Origin of the sequence: Hansschlegelia beijingensis, assembly GCF_014196425.1 — a bacterium.
GTDB classification, from domain to species: domain Bacteria; phylum Pseudomonadota; class Alphaproteobacteria; order Rhizobiales; family Methylopilaceae; genus Methylopila; species Methylopila beijingensis.
In genome coordinates, this window is record NZ_JACIDR010000003.1 from 70524 (window position 1) to 90977 (window position 20454).

The 20454-nt window shown below is 70.5% G+C and carries 19 protein-coding genes; 16 read left to right on the forward strand and 3 right to left on the reverse strand.

Features of this window, described 5'->3' with window-relative positions; all coding sequences use genetic code 11:
- Positions 1-10 precede the first annotated feature (10 nt).
- The gene (locus GGR24_RS10330; RefSeq protein ID WP_183395285.1) at positions 11-1660 is read left to right on the forward strand and encodes a cisplatin damage response ATP-dependent DNA ligase; all 1650 of its coding nucleotides are present in this window, start codon (positions 11-13) and stop codon (positions 1658-1660) included.
- Here GGR24_RS10330 and GGR24_RS10335 read toward each other — a convergent pair.
- Together GGR24_RS10335 and GGR24_RS10340 are read right to left on the reverse strand one after the other, a co-directional pair.
- Positions 1657-3045 carry a GntP family permease gene (locus GGR24_RS10335; RefSeq protein WP_183395286.1) on the reverse strand — a complete coding sequence of 463 codons (1389 nt, stop codon included), beginning with the start codon at positions 3043-3045 and terminating at the stop codon, positions 1657-1659. The two genes, GGR24_RS10330 and GGR24_RS10335, sit on opposite strands and share 4 nt — an antisense overlap.
- A gap of 15 nt (positions 3046-3060) precedes the next feature.
- A complete protein-coding gene (locus tag GGR24_RS10340) occupies positions 3061-3612 on the reverse strand; it encodes a gluconokinase (protein WP_246398313.1) in 552 nt (183 codons plus the stop codon).
- A 184-nt stretch (positions 3613-3796) separates the two neighbouring features.
- Between GGR24_RS10340 and pabB the strand changes: the two genes are divergently transcribed.
- The 3 genes from pabB to GGR24_RS10355 are packed head-to-tail and all read left to right on the forward strand — an operon-like array spanning position 3797 to position 6638.
- Positions 3797-5227, forward strand: a complete 1431-nt coding sequence (gene pabB, locus GGR24_RS10345; protein ID WP_183395287.1) for an aminodeoxychorismate synthase component I — start codon at positions 3797-3799, stop codon at positions 5225-5227.
- On the forward strand, positions 5224-5817 hold the full coding sequence (locus GGR24_RS10350) for an anthranilate synthase component II (RefSeq protein WP_183395288.1): 594 nt from the start codon (positions 5224-5226) through the stop codon (positions 5815-5817). The genes pabB and GGR24_RS10350 overlap by 4 nt, the downstream gene beginning before the upstream one ends.
- Positions 5805-6638, forward strand: a complete 834-nt coding sequence (locus tag GGR24_RS10355) for an aminotransferase class IV (protein WP_183395289.1) — start codon at positions 5805-5807, stop codon at positions 6636-6638. The genes GGR24_RS10350 and GGR24_RS10355 overlap by 13 nt, the downstream gene beginning before the upstream one ends.
- Positions 6639-6652: 14 nt before the next feature.
- On the opposite strand, the gene GGR24_RS10360 is transcribed toward GGR24_RS10355, so the two are convergent.
- On the reverse strand, positions 6653-7132 hold the full coding sequence (locus GGR24_RS10360) for an invasion associated locus B family protein (protein WP_210286159.1): 480 nt from the start codon (positions 7130-7132) through the stop codon (positions 6653-6655).
- A gap of 374 nt (positions 7133-7506) precedes the next feature.
- Here GGR24_RS10360 and coxB point away from each other — a divergent pair, with 374 nt between their 5' ends.
- The 12 genes from coxB to GGR24_RS10420 all read left to right on the forward strand — a co-directional run bounded on the left by coxB (position 7507) and on the right by GGR24_RS10420 (position 20377).
- Positions 7507-8367 carry a cytochrome c oxidase subunit II gene (gene coxB, locus GGR24_RS10365; RefSeq protein ID WP_183395291.1) on the forward strand — a complete coding sequence of 287 codons (861 nt, stop codon included), beginning with the start codon at positions 7507-7509 and terminating at the stop codon, positions 8365-8367.
- A gap of 32 nt (positions 8368-8399) precedes the next feature.
- Entirely contained in the window at positions 8400-10007 is a 1608-nt protein-coding gene (ctaD, locus tag GGR24_RS10370) for a cytochrome c oxidase subunit I (RefSeq protein ID WP_183395292.1), read from the forward strand.
- Positions 10008-10141: 134 nt separating this feature from the next.
- Positions 10142-11110 carry a heme o synthase gene (locus tag GGR24_RS10375; protein WP_183395293.1) on the forward strand — a complete coding sequence of 323 codons (969 nt, stop codon included), beginning with the start codon at positions 10142-10144 and terminating at the stop codon, positions 11108-11110.
- A gap of 4 nt (positions 11111-11114) precedes the next feature.
- Positions 11115-11279, forward strand: a complete 165-nt coding sequence (locus GGR24_RS10380; protein ID WP_183395294.1) for a hypothetical protein — start codon at positions 11115-11117, stop codon at positions 11277-11279.
- Entirely contained in the window at positions 11276-11875 is a 600-nt protein-coding gene (locus GGR24_RS10385; RefSeq protein ID WP_183395295.1) for a cytochrome c oxidase assembly protein, read from the forward strand. Before GGR24_RS10380 ends, GGR24_RS10385 begins: the two co-directional genes overlap by 4 nt.
- Positions 11876-11940: 65 nt before the next feature.
- On the forward strand, positions 11941-12774 hold the full coding sequence (locus tag GGR24_RS10390; protein WP_183395296.1) for a cytochrome c oxidase subunit 3: 834 nt from the start codon (positions 11941-11943) through the stop codon (positions 12772-12774).
- A gap of 76 nt (positions 12775-12850) precedes the next feature.
- Positions 12851-13231 (forward strand): DUF983 domain-containing protein, encoded by a 381-nt coding sequence (locus GGR24_RS10395; protein ID WP_183395297.1) that lies wholly within the window; start codon positions 12851-12853, stop codon positions 13229-13231.
- A complete protein-coding gene (locus tag GGR24_RS10400; RefSeq protein ID WP_183395298.1) occupies positions 13228-13983 on the forward strand; it encodes an SURF1 family protein in 756 nt (251 codons plus the stop codon). Before GGR24_RS10395 ends, GGR24_RS10400 begins: the two co-directional genes overlap by 4 nt.
- Positions 13984-14073: 90 nt before the next feature.
- The gene (gene thrC / locus GGR24_RS10405) at positions 14074-15492 is read left to right on the forward strand and encodes a threonine synthase (RefSeq protein WP_183395299.1); all 1419 of its coding nucleotides are present in this window, start codon (positions 14074-14076) and stop codon (positions 15490-15492) included.
- Complete coding sequence (locus GGR24_RS10410) at positions 15489-16763, forward strand: insulinase family protein (protein WP_183395300.1); 1275 nt, start codon at positions 15489-15491, stop codon at positions 16761-16763. The genes thrC and GGR24_RS10410 overlap by 4 nt, the downstream gene beginning before the upstream one ends.
- Before the next feature lie 11 nt (positions 16764-16774).
- Complete coding sequence (locus GGR24_RS10415) at positions 16775-17359, forward strand: GNAT family N-acetyltransferase (protein WP_343066239.1); 585 nt, start codon at positions 16775-16777, stop codon at positions 17357-17359.
- A gap of 96 nt (positions 17360-17455) precedes the next feature.
- Complete coding sequence (locus tag GGR24_RS10420; RefSeq protein WP_210286150.1) at positions 17456-20377, forward strand: EAL domain-containing protein; 2922 nt, start codon at positions 17456-17458, stop codon at positions 20375-20377.
- The last annotated feature ends 77 nt before the right edge of the window (positions 20378-20454 follow it).

Sequence of the window (20454 nt, forward strand, 5' to 3'; positions counted from 1 at the left end):
GAGGCGTCGCATGAACCGCTTCGCCTTTCTGCTCGATCGGCTGGCCTATGAGCCGCGGCGCAACGCCAAGGTGCGGCTGATCGCGGACTACTTTCGGGAGACCCCGGACCCGGAGCGCGGCTGGGCGCTGGCGGCGCTGACGGGCGCGCTGTCGTTCCGGCACGCCAAGCCCGGGATGATCCGCGGCCTGATCATGGAGCGCGCCGACCCGGTCCTGTTCGGCCTGTCCTATGACTATGTCGGCGACCTCGCCGAGACGGTCGCGCTGATGTGGCCGGGAGAGCCGCGCGCCAACCGCGTGCCGCCGCTCTCGGAGATCGTCGAGGGGCTGACCTCGACCGCCAAGCTCGACCTGCCGCGCCGGCTCGCCGCCTGGCTCGACGCGCTCGACGAGGTCGGCCGCTGGGCGCTGCTCAAGCTCATCACCGGCAGCCTGCGGATCGGCGCCTCGGCGCGGCTCGCCAAGACCGCGGTCGCGGCGCTCGGCGACCACAAGCCGGACGAGATCGAGCTGGTCTGGCCCGGCCTTGAGCCGCCTTACGAGGAGCTGTTCGCCTGGGTGGAGGGCCGGGGCGAGAAGCCCTCCGCGCTCGACCCGGCGCCGTTCCGGCCGCCGATGCTCGCCCATCCGCTGGAGGACGCGGATTACCGCGCCTTCGATCCGGCGGACTTCGTGGCGGAGTGGAAGTGGGACGGCATCCGCGTGCAGGCCTCGGCCGGCCGGGACGAGGAGGGCCGCCACGTCGCGCGGCTGTGGAGCCGGTCGGGCGAGGACGTCTCCGGCGCCTTTCCGGACCTGATCGAGGCGCTGACCTTCGACGGCGCGATCGACGGCGAGCTGCTGGTGCTGCGCGAGGGCCGGGTGCAGAGCTTCAACGTGCTGCAGCAGCGGCTGAACCGCAAAAGCGTCACGCCGAAACTGATCGCCGAGTTCCCGGTGCACATCCGCGCCTATGACCTGCTGGTCGAGGGCGGGGAGGATTTGCGCGAAAAACCGTTCATGGAGCGGAGGGCGCGGCTCGAAGCCTTCATCGCCCGGGAGAAGAACCCCCGCGTCGACCTCTCGCCGATGGTGCCGTTCGCGGACTGGGACGAGCTCGCGGCGGCGCGGCTCGATCCGGCTTCGGCGGGGGCCGGAGAGGACTCGGCGGCCGTCGAGGGGCTGATGGTGAAGCGCCGCGACGCGCCCTATGTGGTCGGCCGGCCCAAGGGCCTGTGGTTCAAGTGGAAGCACGACCCGATGACGGTCGACGCCGTGCTGATGTACGCCCAGCGCGGGCACGGCAAGCGCTCGTCCTTCTATTCGGACTACACCTTCGGCCTGTGGACCGAGGACGACGCCGGGCCGCAGCTCGTGCCGGTCGGCAAGGCCTATTTCGGCTTCACGGACGAGGAGCTGGTCGAGCTCGACCGGTTCGTGCGCAAGCACACGATCAACCGGTTCGGGCCGGTGCGCGAGGTCTCCCACACCGAGGATCTCGGGCTCGTGCTGGAGGTCGCCTTCGAGGGCGTGGCGCGCTCCGCCCGCCACAAGTCCGGCGTCGCGATGCGGTTTCCGCGCGTCGCCCGGATCCGCTGGGACAAGCCGCCCCACGAGGCCGACCGGCTGGAGACGCTCGAGGCGCTGATCGACCTGCGGGGCGCCGCCCGCGCCTCCTAGAACAGCATGAAGATCAGCCCGGCGAGCGCGAAGCCCATCAGGCTGATCAGCGTCTCCAGCACCGTCCAGGTCTTGAGCGTGGTCTTGAGGTCCATCTCGAAGAACCGGCCGACCAGCCAGAACCCGGAATCGTTGACGTGGCTCGCGATCACCGAGCCGGCCCCGAGCGCGATCACGATCGCGGCGCGGTCGACGCCGACATAGCCCGCCGCCTCGACGGCCGGCTGCACCAGGCCGGCGGCGGTGATCAGCGCCACGGTCGCCGAGCCCTGCGCGATGCGGAGCGCTGCCGCGATCACATAGGCGGCGATGAAGATGTGCAGGCCGAGCCCGTCGAGCGCCTGCGAGAGCGCGCCGCCGATGCCGCTCGCGCGCAGCACGCCGCCGAACATGCCGCCGGCCCCGGTGATCAGCGTGATCGAGCAGATCGGCCCGAGCGCGGAATCGACCAGTTTCTCGATCTCCGAGCCGCTGCGGCCCCGCCGCCGCCCGAGCGCGTAGGAGGCGACCAGCACCGCGATGAGCAGCGCGATCGGCGTGGCGCCGAGCCCGCGCGCCACCTGGAACCACTTGTCCGTGCGGTCGAACACCCCCGCGGCGCCGAGCGCGTCGAGGCCGGTGTTGAGGAAGATGATCGCCAGCGGCAGGAGCAGCAGCAGGATGACGGTGGAGGATTTCGGCGGGTTCGCGACAGTGGCGGCCTGCGGGCCGCCGCTCAGGATGTCCGGGACCTTCACGTCGATCCGGCGGCCGATCCACAGGCCGAACAGGTAGGAGGTCACGTACCAGGTCGGGATCGCGATGACCAAGCCGACCAGCGTGACGAGGCCGATGTCGGACTTGAGCAGTTCGGTCGCCGCCACAGGGCCGGGATGCGGCGGCACGAAGACGTGCATGCAGGAGAACGCGCCGGCGGCCGGGATCCCGTAGCGCAGCAGCCCGCCGCCGACCCGCCGCGCGACCGTGAAGATGATCGGCAGCATCACCACGAGGCCGGCGTCGAAGAAGATCGGGAAGCCGAAGATCAGCGAGGCGACGCCGAGCGCGAGCGGCGCGCGCTTCTCGCCGAACAGCCGGATCAGGTCGTCGGCGAGCGTCTGGGCGCCGCCCGAGACCTCCACCAGCCGGCCGAGCATCGCCCCGAGACCGACCAGCAGCGCGACGCTTCCCAGCGTGGTTCCGAAGCCCGAGAGCAGGGTCGGCACGACCTTCTCGGCCGGGATGCCGGCGACGAGGGCCGTGACCAGGCTGACCAGGATCAGCGCCAGGAAGGCGTGCAGCTTGAATCGCATGATCAGGACGAGCAGCGCCGCGACCGCGACCGCCGCGATGATCAGCAGGGGGCCCGCGGAGAGCGCCGGGGCGGCGTCGGCGGCAGGGTTCATGGTCCCCTCCCGCCTTCAGAGCGCGCCGCGGCGGGTGGCCGGCCGGTCCGCCAGCCCGAGCCCCGCCAGCGCCTGCCGGACCACCTCGTCGGGCGCGGAGGCGACGCTGACCTCGACGCCGTCCTCGTCGGGCTCCAGCGGCTCGAGCGCCGCGAACTGCGAGCCGAGCAGCGAGGGCGGCATGTAGTGGCCCTTGCGGCGGGCGAGCCGCCCCGCGACCAGTTCGGGGTCGGCGACCAGTTCGAGGAACCGCACGCGCGCGTCCGCGCCCCGCAGCACGTCGCGGTAGCGGCGCTTGAGCGCCGAGCAGGTCGCGACCGAGCACCGGCCCTGCGCGGCCTCCGCGCTGATCCAGTCGCGGATCGCCAGCAGCCACGGCGCGCGATCCTCGTCCGTGAGGGGCACGCCCGCCGTCATCTTGTCGATGTTCGCCTTGCTGTGGAACTCGTCGGCTTCCGCGAAGCTCCAGCCGAGCCGCTCCGAGAGCCCCCGGGCCACGGTGGTCTTGCCGACCCCGGACGGCCCCATCACGATGACGCAGTGCCGCCGCCCCTCGGGCTTGTCCATGACCTTCCCCCTGACGCGCCGGCGCCGGTTCGGCCGGGGCCGTCGAGACGTTATAGAGCGCCGCGTCGATCTGGCGCGCTCTCGCCGGAGAGAGCGTGCCCCATGACGCGGCCGTTCGGGAAGCTTATCTTGAGGCCCGAAGCCGCAGCGCATTTCCGCCGCAGCGGCGCTACGCGTGCGGGCGATGCAGGTTCACGAGCTTCCCACCATCGACATGCCCGCGCTGGCCGAGCGACTCGCCGGCCTGCCGCATCTCGTGTTTCTCGACAGCGCGATGCCGCACGCCGCGCTCGGGCGCTATTCCTATCTGGCGGCTGACCCTTACGCCGTGCTCGACGCCCGCGACGGCGGCGCGACGCTTGGCGGCGAACCCGTCGCGGACGCGCTCGTCGCGCTCGACCGGGCGCTGGACGCCGCGCGCGCGCAACGCCAGCCGGATCTGCCGCCGTTCCAGGGCGGGGCGGCCGGGTTCGTCTCCTATGAGTTCGGCCGCCGGCTCGAGCGGCTGCCGGCCCCGGAGGTCGACGACCTCGGCGTGCCGGATCTGGTGCTGCCGCTCTATGACTGGGTGGTCGCCTGCGACCACGCGCGGGGCAAGGCCTGGCTGATCTCGACCGGCGCGCCGGCGCCCGAGGGCGCCGAGCGGGAGGCGCGCGCCCGGTCCCGCGCCGAGCAGGCGCTGGAATGGCTGTCGCGCCCGGCGCCGGCCCGCAAGCCCGCCGCGCCCGCGCCGCTCAGCTTCTCGTCCAACTTCGACCGGGCGGCCTATGAAGCCGCGATCGCCCGCACCGTCGAATACGTGCTCGCCGGCGACATCTTCCAGGCCAACGTCGCGCAGCGCTTCCTGGCGGACCTGCCGGAGGGGTTCGACCCCTGGGCGTTCTACCGGCGCCTCAGGACCCGCAACGCCGCGCCCTTCGCGGCCTATCTGGACTTCGGCGACGTGGTGGTGGCGTCGAGCTCGCCGGAGCGCTTCGTCCGGGTCGAGGGCGACCAGGTCGAGGCGCGGCCCATCAAGGGCACGGCCAAGCGCTGGACCGATCCGATCGCGGACGGCTCCTCATCGCGCGCGCTGCTCGGCTCCGAGAAGGACCGCGCCGAGAACGTCATGATCGTCGACCTGCTGCGCAACGACCTGTCGCGGGTCTGCCGGCCCGGCACCGTGGAGGTCCCGACGCTGTGCGGGCTCGAGACCTACGCCTCGGTCCATCATCTGGTCTCGGTCGTGACCGGACGGCTGCGCGAGGGGCTCGGGGTGGTCGACCTTCTCCGGGCGAGCTTCCCTGGCGGCTCGATCACGGGCGCGCCGAAGCTGCGCGCGATGGAGATCATCACCGAGATCGAGCGCCACGCCCGCGGCGTCTATTGCGGATCGATCGGCTGGATCGGCTTCACGGGCGACGCGGATTTCAACATCGCGATCCGGACCGCGACCCTCGCCCGGGGCAAGGCGCTGTTCCAGGCCGGCGGCGGCATCACGGCGCTGTCGGACCCGGCCGCCGAGTATGACGAGACGCTCACCAAGGCGCGCGCGGTGTTCGACGCCTTCGGAGGGCGGCTCGCCGAACAGGCCGAGGACGCCCGCCCGTTCGCGGCCGCCGGAGGCCTGCGATGATCCTCGTCCTCGACAATTACGACAGCTTCGTCTTCAACCTCGCGCGCTATTTCGAGGAGCTCGGGCGCGCGACCGAGGTCGTGCGCAACGACGCCGTGACGGTCGACGAGATCGAAAGAGCGCGGCCCGACGCGATCGTGATCTCGCCCGGACCCTGCACGCCGAACGAGGCCGGGGTGTCGCTCGACCTGATCCGGCGGCTGTCCGGGACGGTGCCGATTCTCGGCGTCTGCCTCGGCCATCAGGCGATCGGCCAGGCCTTCGGCGGGCGTGTCGAACGGGCGCGGCGGCCGCTGCACGGCCGCTCCTCCCGGGTCCGGCATGATGAGGCGGGGCTTTTCGAGGGGCTGCCGAACCCGGTCGCGGTCGCGCGCTACCACTCGCTCATCGTCGAGTTCGACGAGCGCTATGCCGGGCCGCTCGCCGTCACGGGCCGGTCGGAGGAGGGCGAGGTGATGGCGCTCGCCCATGCCGAGCATCCGACCTTCGGCGTCCAGTTCCACCCCGAATCGATCCTCACCGAGGGCGGGCACAAGCTCCTCGAAAACTTCCTGACGATCGCGGACCGCCGCCAGCCATGCATCGCCTGAACGGAGTTCCGGTCGAGGACGGCGCCGTCGCCTTCGACCTGTCGGATCGGGGCCTGACCCTGGGCGACGGCCTGTTCGAGACGATCGCCGTGTTCGGCGGCCGACCGGCGCTGCTCGACGCGCATCTCGACCGTCTGGCCGCCGCCGCCGCCGAAATCCGCCTGCCGGTCGACCGCGGGCTCCTCGAGGCCGAGGCGGCGGCGCTCGCGCAAGGGGCCGCCGACGTCGTGATCCGTCTGACGGTGACGCGGGGCGCCGGCGCGCGGGGCCTCGCGTTTCCGGGCGATCCGGCCCCGACCGTGATCGCGTCCTCGTCGCCCTATCCGGCAGGGGCGTTGTTTTCAGCCGTCCGCCTCGCCCAGGCGTCGATCCGGCGCAACCCGACCTCGTTCGCCTCGCGCGCCAAGACGCTCTGCTACCTCGACAACGTGATGGCCTTCGACGAGGCGCGGACGGCGGGCGCCGACGACGCGCTGATGCTGAACGTCGCGGGCCGCGTCGGCTCGACCGCGATGGCCAATCTGTTCGCGATCCTCGGCGACGAACTCGTCACGCCGCCGCTCGCCGAGGGCGTTCTGCCGGGCATCATCCGCGCCGCGGCGCTGGAGGTCGCGCCGACGGTCGGGCTGGAGCCCGTGGAGCGGCCGCTGACGGTCGACGAACTGATGCGCGCGGACGCCGCGTTCGCCACCAACAGCGTCCGGCTCGTCATGCAGGTGAAGGCGGTCGACGGCGCGGAGATCTCCGGCGCGGCCGAGCCGCTCATCCGCCGGCTCGCCTCAGCCGTGGCGCAAGTCTGCGGCGCGCCCCCGCCGGGCTGAGCGAGGCCGGAGGTTCAGGGCAGGGCGTCGTAGCCGGGGCCGAACCCGTTCAGCGAGACCGGCACCCCGATGCCCTCTTCGGGCGTCTGGAAGATGATGAACGTGGCCTGCTTGCCGGTCTTCAGCTGATTCACCAGCTTGTCCTCGAGCACCACCTCGGCGACGCAGCCGTTCGGCAGGCAGCGCACGAAGCCGGCGCGGCCGACCTCGGTCTGGTCGATCCTCAGTCCGAGCCCGGAGGGCAGCAGCACGCCGAGCGGCGCGAGCACGCGCAGCAGGCGGCTCTTCTTGTCGGCGGTCTTCAGCACGATCACGGTGAGGCCGACGTTCGGACGGTCCTCGGCGGTGACGCTCTGGACGAGCGCGCACTGCTCGCCCTGCGCGCCCGGCGGGGTGTCGCAGCGCATCTGCCAGTCCCCATGGGTCGCCTTGACGGCGCCTTGAGCCGCGGCTGCGACCGGCGAGAGGGCGGCGAGGGCGGCGGCGAGAATCAAGGCCGCGGAACGTTTGGAGGGCACGTTCGGCTGTCTCCCGGTGCGTGGTGTCAGGGGGCGTAACAGAGCCCGGGGCGGTGTCAAGAGAAGGTAGGCCGAGGGGGCCAGCGCTCTGAAAGCACACAGCTTCGGGGCGATTTCGCGCCCAAATGCCGCATCCGCGCCTACGATTGGTCACATTGAGCTTTCGTGCCGCTTATGGTTTCAGAAAGCCGCTAAATTGGGCGGGGACCACGGCGAGTGTGGTGCGCCGGAACCCAGCTAGGCGAAATGCGGCGCCGCCAAGGCATACGGCCTTGCGGGGCGGCGCGCGCGCGTGACAACAAAGGGGGCCCTGCCAAGGGGCTTCGGGAAGCGACGAGAGGCTCGCAGACATGCTCCGAACCGGACGTCCGACGACGATCCTGGCCGCCGCGCTCGCAGCGACGATCGCAGCCGCCGCTCCGGCTCTTGCAGGAACGGGGCAGCCCTCGCCGTGGCAGCTCGGCCTTCAGGGGGCGGTGACGCCCATCTTCCATCAGGCGCACTCCTTCCACGCCTTCCTGCTCGCGATCATCACGGTGATCGTGCTGTTCGTGCTGGCGCTGCTGGTCTACTGCGTCGTCCGGTTCCGCGAGGAAAAGAACCCGGTCCCGTCGAAGACGACGCATCACACCCTGCTTGAGGTGGCCTGGACGATCATCCCGGTCCTCATCCTGGTGGTGATCGCGATCCCGTCCTTCCGTCTGCTCTACGCCCAGTATTCGCCGCCGCCGGCCGATCTGACGATCAAGGTCGTCGGCCGCCAGTGGAACTGGGACGTCGTTTATCCCGACGCCAACGAGCTGACGCTGACCCAGATCATGCTCGAGCCGGAAGAGCTTCAGCCCGGCCAGCCCCGGCTGCTCGCGGTCGACAACAACGCCGTCGTGCCGGTGAACAAGGTCGTGCGCGTCCACGTCACCTCCGACGACGTCATCCACTCGTTCGCCATGCCGTCCTTCGGCGTGAAGGTGGACGCGGTGCCGGGCCGCCTCAACGAGACCTGGTTCAAGGCTGAGAAGGAAGGCATCTATTACGGCCAGTGCTCCGAGCTCTGCGGCCTCGCCCACGCCTTCATGCCGATCGCGATCCAGGTCGTGAGCGAAGACACCTACAATAAGTGGCTGGAAGCGGCGAAGACCGACCTCGAAGCCGCCAAGAAAGTGCTCCAGCAGGCGAGCGTGAGCTCCCTGACGTCGGTCGCGTCGCGCTGACGGCCTGAAAGAAGACTGAGGAGACGATCGCCATGGCGACAGCAGCGACGCACGGGCATACGCCCGCTCATCATGCGCACCCGACGGGTTGGCGCCGGTACGTCTATTCGACGAACCACAAAGACATCGGCACGATGTACCTGATCTTCGCGATCTTCGCCGGCATTCTCGGCGGAGCGCTGTCGATCGGGATCCGCATGGAGCTCCAGAACCCGGGGATGCAGATCTTCGGGGACCCGAACATGTTCAACGCGTTCGTGACCGCGCACGGTCTGATCATGATCTTCTTCATGGTCATGCCGGCGATGATCGGCGGCTTCGGCAACTGGTTCGTGCCGCTGATGATCGGCGCGCCCGACATGGCCTTCCCGCGGATGAACAACATCTCGTTCTGGCTGCTGATCCCGGCGCTGGGGCTGCTGATCATCTCGATGTTCGTGCCCGGCGCGCCCGGCTCGCACGGGGTCACGGGCGGCTGGACGATCTATCCGCCGTACTCGACGACCGGCCAGCCCGGTCCGGCCATGGACTACGCGATCCTCGCGCTGCACATCGCCGGCGCCTCGTCGATCCTCGGCGCGATCAACTTCATCACCACGATCTTCAACATGCGCGCCCCGGGCATGACGCTGCACAAGATGCCGCTGTTCGCCTGGTCGGTGCTGATCACCGCCTTCCTGCTGCTGCTGTCGCTGCCCGTTCTGGCCGGCGCCATCACCATGCTGCTGACGGACCGCAACTTCGGGACGACCTTCTTCACGCCGTCCGGCGGCGGCGACCCGATCCTGTTCCAGCACCTGTTCTGGTTCTTCGGCCACCCGGAAGTGTACATCCTGATCCTGCCCGGCTTCGGCATGATCAGCCACATCATCGCGACCTTCTCGAAGAAGCCCATCTTCGGCTATCTCGGCATGGCCTACGCCATGGTGGCGATCGGCGTCGTCGGCTTCGTCGTGTGGGCGCACCACATGTACGTCTCGGGCATCTCCGTGAACACGCAGGCCTACTTCGTGTTCGCCACGATGGTGATCGCGGTGCCGACGGGCGTGAAGATCTTCTCCTGGATCGCGACCATGTGGGGCGGCTCGATCTCGCTCCGCACCCCGATGATCTGGGCGATCGGCTTCATCTTCCTGTTCACGGTCGGCGGCGTCACCGGCGTCGTGCTGGCCAACGCGGGCATCGACCGCTCGCTGCACGACACCTATTACGTCGTCGCGCACTTCCACTACGTGCTGTCGCTGGGCGCCGTCTTCGCGATCTTCGCGGGCTGGTACTACTGGTTCCCGAAGATGTTCGGCTACATGTACAACGAGACCATCGGCAAGGTGCACTTCTGGGTGACCTTCGTCGGCGTCAACCTGGTCTTCTTCCCGCAGCACTTCCTCGGACTCGCGGGCATGCCGCGCCGCTACGCCGACTATCCGGACGCGTATCACGGCTGGAACATGGTCTCGTCGATCGGCTCCTACATCTCGGCCCTCGGCGTGCTGATCTTCCTCTACGGCGTGTTCGAGGCCTTCTCGAAGAAGCGGGTCGCGGCGGCCAATCCGTGGGGCGAAGGCGCCACCACGCTGGAGTGGACGCTGTCCTCGCCGCCGCCGTTCCACCAGTTCGAGACGCTGCCGCACATCAAGTGACGGCTCCCGGCGGAAGGCGTTCGCGCCTTCCGCCCCAAGCCGAGGATCGCGCCGGGGGGCGCGGCCCTCTTCGATGAAGGAACTGCGTTCGGCGCCGCCTCGCGCGCGCCCGAACGAGCAAGGCGTATCGCCCCATGTCGCTGATCCAGGAAGACCGTCTCGAGCGCCCCGCGCTCCCGGCATTGCCGGGGCCGAGCCTCGCCGGCGTCGAGGACTACCTCGCGCTGCTCAAGCCGCGCGTGATGTCGCTCGTCGTCTTCACGGCCCTGACCGGGATCGTGCTCGCCCCGCAGGGCATCCATCCGGTGCTGTCGGCGATCTCGCTGCTGTGCATCGCGATCGGGGCCGGGGCGTCGGGCGCGCTCAACATGTGGTGGGACGCCGACATCGACGCGGTGATGGCCCGCACCGCCAACCGGCCGGTTCCGGCCGGCCGCGTCATGCCCGGCGAGGCGCTCGGCTTCGGCGCCACGCTCTCCGTCGGCTCGGTGCTGATGCTGGGCCTCGTGGCGAACTGGCTCGCGGCCGGGCTGCTCGCCTTCACGATCTTCTTCTACGCCGTCATCTACACGATGTGGCTGAAGCGCTGGACGCCGCAGAACATCGTCATCGGCGGTCTCGCCGGCGCCATGCCGCCGATGGTCGGCTGGGCGGCCGCGACCGGCTCCGTCAGCTTCGGCAGCGCCGTCCTGGTCGCGATCATCTTCATGTGGACGCCGCCGCACTTCTGGGCGCTCGCCCTGGTCAAGTCGGACGACTACAGCCGCGCGGGCGTTCCGATGCTGCCCTGCGTCGCCGGTCCCGACGAGACCCGCCGGCAGATCCTGCTCTACGCCCTGGCGCTCGCGCCGCTCGGCGTCGCGCCGGCCTTCATCGGCCTCGGCGGCCCGATCTATCTCGCCGTCTCGACGGTGCTCGGTCTGATCTTCGTGCAGCGCGCCTGGGTCGTGTGGCGGGTGCGCGAGGGCGAGCCGGCGCGTCGCGCCGCGATGCGCCTGTTCGGCTTCTCGCTGGTCCACCTGTTCGGCCTGTTCTTCACCCTTCTGGCGGAGAAGGCGCTCGGCGTCGCCGCGCTGCCCGATCTGCTCGCCGGCTGGATGTGACGTCGTGGCGGATGAACCCGAAAAAGGCGTCGTCCTCACCGAGGAGCAGAAGCGCCGCCGCCGGTCTCGCAGCATCGCGATCGCGTTCGCGCTGGCCGCGCTGGTGTGCCTGTTCTACCTCGTGACCATCTTCAAGATGGGCGCGGACGTGGCGAACCGATCGCTATGAGCAAGGGCGAACCCGAAATCAGGCGCAGCCGCGGACGGCGCGACGTGGTGGTCGCGGCGAGCTGCGCCGCGGTCGTCGCGGCGATGGTCGGCGCCTCGTTCGCGGCCGTGCCGCTCTACGACATGTTCTGCCGGGCGACCGGCTTCGGCGGGACCACGCAGGTCGCGAGCAGCGCGCCCGCGAAGGTGCTCGACCGCGAGATCACCGTGCGGTTCGACGGCAACGTCGCGCCCGGGCTCGGCTGGAGGTTCGGGCCCGAGCAGAACGAGATGAAGGTCCGGGTCGGCGAGACCAAGCTGGCGCTGTTCCGCGCGCAGAACGTTTCGGACAAGCCGGTCACCGGCACCGCGACCTACAATGTGACGCCCGAGCAGTTCGGCGCCTATTTCTCGAAGGTTCAGTGCTTCTGCTTCACCAAGCAGACGCTGCAGCCGGGCGAGTCGATGGACATGCCGGTGGTGTTCTTCGTCGATCCGTCGCTCGCGGACGAGCACGAGCTTGACGGCCTGAGCCAACTGACCTTGTCGTACACGTTCTATCCCGACAGCGCGGCCAAATCGGCCTCCGCAGCCGGGCCGGAACGGCCGAAGACCTAAGAGCGCGCGCCGCGACGGCCCGGAGAACTGGCCGCGCGGAACCTGAGGAAACCTGGGGGACCCCGATGGCCGACGCCCACGCGAAGCATCACGACTACCACCTCGTCGACCCGAGTCCATGGCCCTTCGTCGGCTCCATGGCCGCCTTCGTCATGGCGGTCGGCGCGGTTCACTGGTTCAAGGGCGCGCCCCCCTATGTGGCGCTGATCGGCCTCGCGGGCGTCATCTACACGATGGTCGCCTGGTGGCGCGACGTCATCAACGAGGGCAACAGCGGCTTTCATAGCCGCGTCGTTCAGCTCCACATGCGCTACGGCATGATCCTGTTCATCGCCTCCGAGGTGATGTTCTTCGTGGCGTGGTTCTGGGCCTATTTCGACGTCGCGCTGTTCCCCGGCGAGGCCAACCAGTTCCAGCGCACCGAGCTGACCGGCGGGGTGTGGCCGCCGAAGGGCATCGAGACCTTCGATCCCTGGCATCTGCCGCTGCTCAACACGCTGATCCTGCTGACCTCGGGCACCACGGTGACCTGGGCGCACCACGCGCTGCTGCACAACGACCGCCGCGGCCTGAAGCTCGGCCTGCTGCTGACGGTCGTGCTCGGCGTGCTGTTCACGATCTGCCAGGTGATCGAGTACCGGGAGGCGGCGTTCAGCTTCCACGGCAACATCTACGGCGCGACCTTCTTCATGGCGACCGGCTTCCACGGCTTCCATGTCATCGTCGGCACCATCTTCCTGCTGGTCTGCCTGTTCCGCGCGATGGCCGGGGCGTTCACGCCGAAGGCGCATTTCGGCTTCGAGGCGGCCGCCTGGTACTGGCACTTCGTCGACGTGGTCTGGCTGTTCCTGTTCGCCGCGATCTACGTCTGGGGTCAGGGGCCGGCCGTCGCTCACTGACGCGCGCCCCAGGACTGAACATCGGAGGCCGCCGGCGACCGCCGGCGGCCTCAGCCGTTTGAGGGAAGAAGCCACGATGGACGACCGCCGCGCCGTCATGTCGAGCGGCGCCTCCGCTCTCGCCGGCGCCGCCGGGCGCTGCCCGGCCTGCGGGCGAGGGCGCCTGTTCGACGGCTACATCAAGCTGCGCCCGTCCTGCGCGGCCTGCGGCCTCGACTTCGGCTTCGCCGATTCCGGCGACGGTCCCGCGGTGTTCGTGATGCTGGTCGCGGGCTTCGCGGCGCTCGGCTTCGTGCTCTGGGTCGAGTTCACCTACAACCCGCCGTTCTGGGTCCACCTGCTGGTCTCTTTGCCGGTCGTGCTCGTCGTCTGCCTCGCGCTGCTGCGCGCCTTCAAGGGCGCGCTGATCGCGCTTCAGCACCGTCACGACGCCGCCGAAGGGCGGCTCGACCGTTGAGCGCCGCGGCCGCGCCCCGGCGGGGCCTGCTGCGCGCCGGGCTCGCGACTCTGGTCGCAGCCGCGATCCTGGTCGGCCTCGGCGCGTGGCAGCTCGAGCGTCTCGCCTGGAAGGAGGCGCTGATCGCCACCATCGCCGAGCGGATGGCGGCGCCGCCCGCGCCGCTGCCGGCGCCGTCGGAATGGTCGAAGCTCGACCTCGACCAGTGGCGCTATCGCCGGGTCCAGGCGATCGGGACCTTCGATCCGACCCGCGAGGTCCGGATCTACACGCTGCTCACCGACCAGAAGGGTCCGTACGCCGGCCCCGGCTACTGGATCATCGAGCCGCTGCGGCTTCGCGACGGCGGCACGGTGCTGGTCAACCGCGGCTTCGTGCCCGAATCCCGGGCCGACCCGGCGAGCCGGCCGGACGGCCACACGGTCGGCGAGACCACCGTGGTGGGGCTGCTGCGCGAGCCCGAGGACCGCAACATGTTCACCCCGGCGGACGCGCCGGAAAAGCGGCTGTTCTTCACCCGCGACCCGCAGGCGATCGCCGCCGCGCTCGGGCTCTCCGACGCCGCGCCGTTCACCATCGACGCCGACGCGACGCCCAATCCCGGCGGCCTGCCGCAGGGCGGGGAGACGCGGCTCGCCTTCCCGAACCGGCATCTGGAATACGCGCTGACCTGGTTCGGCCTTGCGGGCGCGCTGTGCGCCGTTTTCGCCGCTTTCGCATGGCAGACCCTTCGGCCAGGACGGCGCCGCTGAGGCCTCGCCGCCCTTGGGTCGCTTGCGACGCAGGGGCGGCGCGCCTAGGTTGCTGATCTTGCGCCGCTTGCTGGAAAGACCCGTCAAAACATGTCGCTGGCCTATGTTTCGACCCGAGGGGACGCGCCCGCTCTTGGATTTGCGGACGCCATGCTCGCAGGGCTCGCGCGCGACGGCGGGCTCTATGTTCCGGAGCTCTGGCCGACCCTCTCGACCGACGCCATCGCCGACATGGCGGGACGTCCCTACGCGGAGGTGGCCGAGGCGGTGATCGCGCCCTTCGTGGGCGACGCGATCCCGGCGGCCAAGCTCCGCGAGATGATCCGCGAGGCCTACGCGACCTTCCGTCATCCGGCCGTGACGCCGCTCGTGCAGACCGGCGCCAACCGCTTCGTGCTCGAGCTGTTCCACGGGCCGACCCTCGCCTTCAAGGACGTCGCCATGCAGCTGCTCGCGCGGCTGATGGACCATGTGCTCGCCGAGCGCGGGCTGCGGACGACGATCGTCGGCGCGACTTCGGGCGACACCGGCGGCGCCGCCATCGAGGCCTTCCGCGGCCGCGACCGCGCGGACGTCTTCATCCTGATGCCGCACGGCAAGGTCAGCGAGGTGCAGCGCCGCCAGATGACGACGCCGACCGAGGCGAACGTCCACGCGGTGGCGATCGACGGCTCGTTCGATGACGCGCAGGCGTTGGTGAAGGCGATGTTCAACCATCACGCCTTCCGCGACCGCGTCTTCCTCGGCGGCGTGAACTCGATCAACTGGGCCCGCGTGCTCGCGCAGGCGGTGTATTATTTCGTCGCCGCGGTGGCGCTCGGCGCGCCGCGCCGCGCCGTCGACTTCGTGGTGCCGACCGGCAATTTCGGCGATGTCTTCGCGGGCTATGCGGCCAAGCGCATGGGCCTGCCGATCGGCCGCCTGGTGGTCGCGACCAACGTCAACGACATCCTCGCCCGGACGCTGGCGACGGGCCGCTACGAGGTCCGCGGCGTGGAGCCGACCACGTCGCCCTCGATGGACATCCAGGTCTCGTCGAATTTCGAGCGCCTGCTGTTCGACGCCTGCGGCCGCGACGCCCAGGCGGTGCGGCGGGCGATGTCGTCGCTCTCCCAGTCCGGCGCCTTCGAGCTCGACGAGGCGACGCTCGCCAACATCCGCATGGACTTCGACGCCGGCCGCGCCGACGAGGCGCAGGTGTCGGAGACCATCGGCCGAGTCAGGCGGGAGACCGGCTACCTGCTCGATACGCACACCGCCGTCGCCTATTCGGTCGCCGAGCGCGCGAATCTCGATCCCTCGACCCCCACGGTCGTGCTGTCGACCGCCCATCCGGCGAAATTCCCGGAAGCGGTCGAGGCGGCGTCGGGCATCCGCCCCCCGCTGCCCGCCCACCTCGCCGACCTGCTCTCGAAGCCCGAGCGGCTCGACCGGCTCCCGAACGATCTCGCGGCCGTCGAGGCCTATGTGGCCGAGCGGGCGCGCGTCACCCGGGAGCGGGCTGCGTGAGCGCGCAGGTCACAATCCTGCCCTCCGGCCTCGCGGTCGTGACCGACCGCATGCCGGAGCTCGGCACCGCGGCGGTCGGCGTCACTTTCGGGGCGGGCGCGCGCGCCGAGGCGTCGGACGAGCACGGCCTCGCGCATCTGCTCGAGCACATGGCCTTCAAGGGCACGCGCCGGCGCTCCGCGCGCGCCATCGCGGAGGAGATCGAGCAGGTCGGCGGCGACCTCAACGCCGCGACCGGGGTCGAGCAGACCGGCTATTCCGCCCGCGTGATGGCGGGCGACATCCCGCTCGCGCTCGATCTGCTCGCCGACATCGTGGTGGAGCCGACCTTTGACCCGGCCGAGCTCGCGCGCGAGAAGAACGTCATCGTTCAGGAGATCGGCGCGGTCGAGGACACGCCGGACGACCTGATCTTCGACTGGCTGCAGGAGGCGGCCTTCCCGGGCCAGCCGCTCGGCCGCTCGATCCTGGGCACCGAGCAGACCGTGACGGCGCTCGACCAGGACGCGCTCCGCCGCTTCCGCGAGCGCGGCTACCGGGCGTCCGACGCCGTCGTGGTGGCGGCCGGCGCGGTCGAGCACGAGGCTGTCGTGGCTGAGGCCGAGCGCCGGTTCGCGGCGCTGCCGGGCGGCGAGGCCCGCAAGCCGGACCCCGCGACCTATGGCGGCGGCGACCGCCGGGAGAAGCGCGACCTCGAGCAGCTGCACGTCACGCTGGCCTTCGAGGGCCGGCCGTTCGACGCGCCGGACGCCTACGCGGCGCAGGTCTTCGCGAACCTCGTCGGCGGCGGCATGTCCTCCCGCCTGTTCCAGGAGGTCCGCGAGGAGCGCGGGCTCGCCTATGCGGTCCATGCGTTCCACTGGGGCTATTCGGACACCGGGCTGTTCGGCGTCTACGCCGGGACGGGGGCCGGCGACGCCGCCGACATCCTGCCGGTGATGATCGACGTGCTGCACGAGGCGGCGGAGGGCGCCGACGAGCGCGAGGTCGCGCGCGCTCAGGCGCAGATGAAGGCCGGCCTGCTGATGTCGCTCGAGCAGCCGGCGTCGCGCGCCGACCACCATGCGCGCCACCAGCTCGCCTATGGGCGCCCGCTCGACGTCGCCGAGACCATAGCCAGGATCGACGCCGTGACGGTCGAGGCGGCGCGCCGTGCGGGCCGCGACATGCTGGCGACGGCGTTCACGCTCGCGGCCATCGGCCCGGTGCGCCGGCTGACGCCGCCTGAACGACTCGCGGAGCGCCTCGGCGTCCGCGCGACGGCCGCCTGAGGAGCCCTGTGGTGGCCTTCTTCCGCACCCTTTCTGCGGTGGAGGCGGTTCCGACGCTCTCGGGGCAGGGCGTGTTCCTCCGCGTTCCGCAGATGATCGACTACCCGGCATGGGCGGTGCTGCGGGACGAGAGCCGCGGATTCCTGCAGCCCTGGGAGCCGACCTGGCCGCATGACGACGTGTCGCGCCTCGCCTACCGCAAGCGGCTCAAGCGCTACGTGCGCGAGCTCGAGCTCGACCAGGCCTACCCGTTCTTCGTGTTCCGGGAGGACGGCGAGCTGGTCGGCGGCGTGACCGTGAGCCAGATCCGGCGCGGCGTCTCGCAGACCTGCTCGATCGGCTACTGGATGGGTCAGCGCCACGCCGGCAAGGGCCACATGACCGCCGCGGTCCGGGCGCTGACGCCGTTCGTGTTCGAGTCGCTCAAGCTGCGGCGGATTGAGGCGGCCTGCCTGCCGCGCAACGCCGCATCCATTCGGCTGCTTGAGCGCACCGGGTTCAAGCGGGAGGGATACGCCCGCGAGTATCTGTGCATTGCTGGACTTTGGCAGGATCACCTGCTCTACGCGCTTCTTCGCGGCGACGCCGTAGGCTAACGTGCCGCCGCTTCGCCGTGTTCGGCGTCACGCCGCCGGCTGCCGCCGCCTCGGGTCGACGACCGCCGCCAGCGGGCAATAGGGAGAGCTGAGGCGTTGCGTTTTTCCCGCGCCCTCCTTCAGGCGATCATTCTCGTCGCCGCGTTGATCGGCTGCGTCGCGCCTTCGGCGGCCCTGCAGACGCTGTCGGTGCGTCCGGACGACCAGGCGCTCGACCTGACCCAGGCGCTCGAACGACCGCAGGGCGAGCCGGACCGCATCCAGGTCGCGACCGTTCCGGGCCCCGACGGCATCGCCCGGCGCATCGAGGTTCGCTCCGAAAGGCCCGGCGACGGCCGGCAGTGGGCGGTGTTCTCGCTGAAGAACGAAGGCGACGAGCAGATCGACCGGCTGCTGGTCTCGCCGCATTACCGCCTCGTGGGCTCCGGCGCGCTCTGGCCGGACCTCGGCGAGCAGCGGATCCAGGCCGTGACCGCGAGCCAGGGGTTCCGGCCGGACCGCCAGGAATCCGACGACGCCGACGTGTTCCTGCTCACGCTCGATCCGGGCGCGACCGTCACCTACGTGGTCGAGCTCAGTTCGCCGGAGCTGCTGCAGCTCACGCTGTGGGAGCCGGACGCCTACAAGGACAAGGTCAACTCCTTCGCGCTCTATCGCGGCATCCTGCTCGGGATCGGCGGCCTGCTCGCGCTCATCCTGACCATCCTGTTCGTGGTCAAGGGCAGCGTGATGTTCCCGGCGGCCGCCGCGCTCGCCTGGGCGGTGCTGTTCTATCTCGGGGTCGATTTCAGCTTCTGGCGGCGCGTCTTCGATCTCGCGCCCGAGGCCGAGCGCATCCTGCGGGCCGGCAGCGAGGCGACCTTCACGGCGACGCTGCTCGTGTTCCTGTTCGCCTATCTGAACCTCAACCGCTGGCACGTCCGCTACGTGCACATCATGGGCGGCTGGCTGGTGTTCCTCGTCGCGCTGGTGGCGCTGTCGGCCTATGACGCGCCGATCGCGGCCGGGATCGCGCGGCTTTCGCTCATCGCCGTGGCGGTCGCGGGCTTCGGGATCATCGTCTGGCTCGCCACCAAGGGTTACGACCGCGCGGTGATGCTGGCGCCGACCTGGCTGCTGCTGCTCGCCTGGGTGGCGGCCGCCGCCGTCGCGGTCGGCGGAGGGCTCGCGAACGAGCTCGTCGCGCCGGCGCTGGTCGGCGGCCTGGTGCTGATCGTCCTGCTGATCGGCTTCACGGTGATGCAGCACGCCTTCGCGGGCGGCGCGATCCTGCAGGGCAGCGTGTCGGACATCGAGCGCCGGGCGCTCGCGGTCACGGGCGCGGGCGACTACGTCTGGGACTGGGACGTCGAGGGCGACCGCATCTATGCGAGCCATGAGCTCGAAGGCGCCCTCGGCCTGCGCCGCGGGGCGCTCGAGGCCTCGCCCGCCGAATGGCTGCAGCTCGTGCATCCGGGCGACCGGGACCGCTTCCGGGCGGCGCTCGACGCGCTGCTCGAGGAGCGGCGCGGGCGGCTGGTCGAGACCTTCCGCCTGCGCGGCGAGGACGGCCACTATCTCTGGTACTCGCTGCGGGCGCGGCCTGTCGTCGGCGCGGACGGCGAGGTGGTGCGCTGCGTCGGCACCCTGCTCGACGTCAACGCCGCCAAGACCACCGAGGAGCGCCTCCTCCAGAACGCGGTGCATGACGCGCTGACCGGCCTGCCGAACCGCGAACTGTTCGTCGACCGGCTCGACGTCGCCCTGGGCTTCGCCCGCGCCAACCAGGCGCTGCGCCCGGTCGTGATGGTGCTCGACATCGACCGCTACAAGAAGATCAACGAGACCGTCGGCGTCACGACCGGCGACACCATCCTGATCACGGTGGTGCGGCGGCTCTCCCGCCTGCTGAAGCCACAGGACACGCTGGCGCGCCTCGGCGGCGACCAGTTCGGGGTGCTGCTGCTGTCGGAGAGCGACCCGTCGGCCGCGCCGGCCTTCGCGGACACGCTGAAGCGCACGCTGCGCGCGCCGATCGCGTTCGGCGGCAAGGAGCTGTTCCTGACCGCCTCGATCGGCTTCGCGGTCGCGGACGGGTCGTCGGAGGCCTCGGCCGAGGAGCTGGTCAAGAACGCCGAGGTCGCGATGTACCACGCCAAGCGTTTCGGCGGGGACCACATCGAGGCCTTCAGGCCCAACATGCGCGCCGCGACGACCGATCGGCTGCTGATCGCCGGCGAGCTCAACCGGGCGCTCGAGCGCAACGAGATCAAGGTCTTCTACCAGCCGATCGTGCGGCTCGACGACCGCAGCATCGCGGGCTTCGAGGCGCTGCTGCGCTGGGAGCACCCGCGCTACGGCCGCCGCCCGCCGTCCGAGTTCATCGCGATCGCGGAGGAGACCGGGCTGATCGTCGACCTCGGCCTGTTCGCGCTCGACGAGGCGGCCCGCCAGCTCGCCCGCTGGCAGGAGGAGGTGCCGGGCGAGCCGCCGCTGTTCATGTCGGTCAACGTCTCGACCCGGCAGTTCCTGCGTCAGGACATCGTCCAGGACATCAAGAACGTGCTCGCGCGCGCGGATCTGCCGCCCGGTTCGCTCAAGATCGAGCTGACCGAGGGCCACGTCATGGAGAACCCGGAGCACGCCGCGCAGATGCTGACGCGCCTGCGCGAGCTCGGCGCCGGTCTGTCGCTCGACGACTTCGGCACCGGCCATTCGAGCCTCGCCTATCTGCAGCGCTTCCCCTTCGACGTGCTGAAGATCGACAAGTCATTCGTCCGGCCGCGCGGCGGCGGCCAGCGCCCGGTGATCCTGCAGTCGATCATCCGGCTCGCGCACGACCTCGGCATGGAGGTCGTGGCCGAAGGCGTCGAGACGGACTCCGACGCCGTGGAGCTGTTCCATCTCGGCTGCGAGTACGCGCAGGGCTACGCGTTCGGCGAGGCGATGCCGGCCGACGCCTGCGACCGCATGCTCGGGCTCGCCCCGGCCGCCGGCGCCGTGCGCCGGGTCATGCGGGGCGCGCTCAGGCGCGTCTGAGTTCTCGGGCGCCTGCGCTGCGGGCGGCCCGGGCGCCTTCCTTTCGGACACAAAAAAAAGAGCCCGCTGCGCGGGCT

What these genes read in the sequence shown, in the direction of transcription:
- GGR24_RS10355 (WP_183395289.1), top strand. Translation starts at nt 5,805, where the DNA reads ATGCATCGCCTGAACGGAGTTCCGGTCGAGGACGGCGCCGTCGCCTTC.
- GGR24_RS10340 (WP_246398313.1), bottom strand. Translation starts at nt 3,612, where the DNA reads ATGGACAAGCCCGAGGGGCGGCGGCACTGCGTCATCGTGATGGGGCCG.
- GGR24_RS10390 (WP_183395296.1), top strand. Translation starts at nt 11,941, where the DNA reads ATGGCCGACGCCCACGCGAAGCATCACGACTACCACCTCGTCGACCCG.
- thrC (WP_183395299.1), top strand. Translation starts at nt 14,074, where the DNA reads ATGTCGCTGGCCTATGTTTCGACCCGAGGGGACGCGCCCGCTCTTGGA.
- coxB (WP_183395291.1), top strand. Translation starts at nt 7,507, where the DNA reads ATGCTCCGAACCGGACGTCCGACGACGATCCTGGCCGCCGCGCTCGCA.
- GGR24_RS10335 (WP_183395286.1), bottom strand. Translation starts at nt 3,045, where the DNA reads ATGAACCCTGCCGCCGACGCCGCCCCGGCGCTCTCCGCGGGCCCCCTG.
- GGR24_RS10385 (WP_183395295.1), top strand. Translation starts at nt 11,276, where the DNA reads ATGAGCAAGGGCGAACCCGAAATCAGGCGCAGCCGCGGACGGCGCGAC.
- GGR24_RS10375 (WP_183395293.1), top strand. Translation starts at nt 10,142, where the DNA reads ATGTCGCTGATCCAGGAAGACCGTCTCGAGCGCCCCGCGCTCCCGGCA.
- GGR24_RS10350 (WP_183395288.1), top strand. Translation starts at nt 5,224, where the DNA reads ATGATCCTCGTCCTCGACAATTACGACAGCTTCGTCTTCAACCTCGCG.
- ctaD (WP_183395292.1), top strand. Translation starts at nt 8,400, where the DNA reads ATGGCGACAGCAGCGACGCACGGGCATACGCCCGCTCATCATGCGCAC.
- pabB (WP_183395287.1), top strand. Translation starts at nt 3,797, where the DNA reads ATGCAGGTTCACGAGCTTCCCACCATCGACATGCCCGCGCTGGCCGAG.
- GGR24_RS10395 (WP_183395297.1), top strand. Translation starts at nt 12,851, where the DNA reads ATGGACGACCGCCGCGCCGTCATGTCGAGCGGCGCCTCCGCTCTCGCC.
- GGR24_RS10330 (WP_183395285.1), top strand. Translation starts at nt 11, where the DNA reads ATGAACCGCTTCGCCTTTCTGCTCGATCGGCTGGCCTATGAGCCGCGG.